Annotated in this window: 2 protein-coding genes; both read right to left on the bottom strand. The window is 53.0% G+C overall.

What is annotated here, in order from left to right; all coding sequences use genetic code 11:
• Positions 1 to 1,959: PKD domain-containing protein (locus tag CFE23_RS16085; protein ID WP_291090303.1), on the bottom strand; the 1,959-nt coding region annotated here is incomplete at its 3' end.
• 443 nt (positions 1,960 to 2,402) lie between these two features.
• A partial coding sequence (locus CFE23_RS16080) for an aldehyde dehydrogenase family protein (RefSeq protein ID WP_291090301.1) occupies positions 2,403 to 2,703 on the bottom strand: 301 nt, incomplete at its 5' end.

Below are 2,703 nucleotides of genomic sequence, written 5' to 3'. Positions count from 1 at the left end.
GGGGTCTTCGAGCGACCAGGTGTACACTTCCCCATCCGCATAAGGGGTGCTTTCCCCGATCCGGTATACGGTAAAGTTGGAGTACGAACTGGGGCATACGGTGAGAGGTTCCGGAAACCCATTGTCAGACACGATGTGCAGGTTTGACGGCGGGCGGCTGATGGTGATGTCCAGCAATTCGGACTGGCAGTGCGGATTGGAAGCATACTCGCGCCAGACCTGTATGTGGTAGAGCCCTGCGAGGTTGGGGTTTAGGTTGATCGTGACGGTTTCCCCATAGTTCGACCCGTTGAAACTGCCGCCGGGTACAGGACTGCCTGCACTATTGATACCATTGGCGACCTTCCAGCCCAAAATGGTGCCCGGTACCGTGTTTTCAAACGTAAAGGTTTCCGGTACGCCGGGGCATACGACCCTTTTTCCGTGGAAGTCGAGAATGTTTGGGGTGTCCGGCAACGCTTTCACCTGTACTTTAATCGCTGCGGTATTGCAGTTCGTGAACGTGGTGGCGAGAATGGTGTACGTACCGGGCATATCAAACAGATATCCGGCGGTGAATGGTGGTGTGAGAAATGAAGTGCCTGTTGTCAAATGTGTGGTGCCATCCGGATTGGTAACGGTCCAGAATGCCATAGCGCCATTTTCGATCTGGTAGTTGTGCAGGCCTGGGCAAACCACACGGTCACCGAAAATTGTTAGCGGTTTCTTTACGTTTATTTCCAGCGTATAGGCAACGCCCCCACAATTGAGCAGCGTATTCTGGTAGGTCGCGTTCAGGAAAATCTTGCCTGTGCCCGCGGTTTCTATAATGACTTCGTTGCGCTGGTCCGTCTGGATCAGTACGGCCCCGGTTTCGGTGGTCATTGACCATTGGAAATCGGTGCTCGGCCACTGGGGCAGTGTATAGCGGTACTGCTGGTTGCGGCAGGCGCTGGTTTCTCCCTGGATGTTGATGTGTTCTTTGATCACGGGAATCCTGACGGATGTCACCGAGGGGCAGTCTGTGATGCAGTCAGTTGAAGAAAAGCGCACTTCGCCGAATCCGGTGTCCGGGACATTGTCCCAAATCACCTGATAAGACAACGCGTCCAGAGGGGGGTCTTCAGGCACGATGGGTACCGATCCGCCGGTACTGGACCAGTGTCCGACGTTTATCAGGCACCGGAGCCTCGTGGCTAAGCCATAGGTGACGCGGTCGCCTTCGCATACGACACCTGCGCATCGGATGCTGACGGGGTCGCCGGTGACCTTGACCTCACTTGAATAGATGCTTTCGCAATGGCAGGCATTGATGGCGCGCATGGTTACGGTATACGTACCGGCTGCGGTATAGGCGTGGACGGGGTCTGGCAGGGAGGAGCTCACACCATCGCCAAAATCCCAAAGGTACGAGACAATTTCTGTTCCCCCGGGTGCCGTAGATAGGTTGGTAAAGTTAAGCTCCGTGTCTACACAAACCGTTAAATCGGTGGCGGGATCGTTGGAGTTGATGACAAATACCGCGATTGGCGCAGGCATCACGCTGGTACACAGTGTCGGGATGCTCTGCTGGCCTGTAAAGGTTCCTACTATGGCCGACACGGATCCGTCGCCGGCAGTGCCCCAGGTGATCGTGCAGCTGAAGGTATCGGGTGATACCACTGCCGTGCCGCCGCTGACGGTCCAGACCGCAGTGGTCCATGTGGTTTGGTCGGTGCTGTATAAGCTATAGGTGACGGTGCTGTTCTGGCATACCTTGAGGCAGTTGCCCGAAGCAATCAGCTCTTCGTATTTAATGTGTCCCGGATCGTCGCTGTTGGCGACCTGGCACCCGAATTCTTTATCCCATTTCAGGGAAATTCCGGTGTCGTCCTGTGCCATAGCAGGCCACTGCATGCCGATTGTGAACAGTACCAGCCAAAACGTGCGGCTGATCAGGCCACTGCCGGCTCCACGTAGTCGTTTCATTGTTTTCATCATAAATCGTTGGTTTTAAAGGTTTGGAAAATAGCTTGCGGGAGCGCGTAGTAAAACTGCCCTGAACAGGTTTCGTGGTTAGGGGTCAATAGTGCAGGTATAAAAAACCCACACCAAAGACATGACATTGAGGGTGCCTATCATCCGATTTGATGTTTATGCTACAATAATTAAACAGACAGGGCGGCCGGAAATGGTGCCCTCTCAGCAGACTGTGGCAGGGGTTTTAGGGGATGCCCGCCGTTTCACAATCCGGTTCTCTTTGCCATACTGCATGGCTGGTTTAAAGATATAAAAAAATGTTAAATAGTAGTAGCATATTGAAATATTTTCACAGAATAACGCTACTCATGTTCACAAATAGAATATTTGCCACAAACAGCAAACAAAAAAACCAGCCGTGATGGCTGGTTTTTTTATAGTAACGGTGTACTGCTCTGTGCTGTTTATTCCCCCAAAAAAGGATAACGGTAGTCTTCCGGTGTCACAAAAGTTTCCTTAATCGTGCGTGGGGATGCCCAACGCAACAGGTTTAATGCCGATCCGGCCTTGTCGTTTGTGCCCGACGCCCGTGCACCGCCAAATGGCTGCATGCCCACCACGGCACCGGTAGGCTTGTCGTTGATGTAGAAATTTCCGGCAGCGTCTTTGAGTGCTTCGGTGGCTTCCGCAATCGCATAACGGTCCTGGCTGAACACCGCGCCCGTCAATGCATACGGAGAAGTTTCGTCCACCAGTTTTAATGTC

Origin of the sequence: Flavobacterium sp. BFFFF1, assembly GCF_002256285.1 — a bacterium.
Classification (GTDB): domain Bacteria; phylum Bacteroidota; class Bacteroidia; order Flavobacteriales; family Flavobacteriaceae; genus Flavobacterium.
This window is presented reverse-complemented; position numbering and strand designations above follow the sequence as displayed.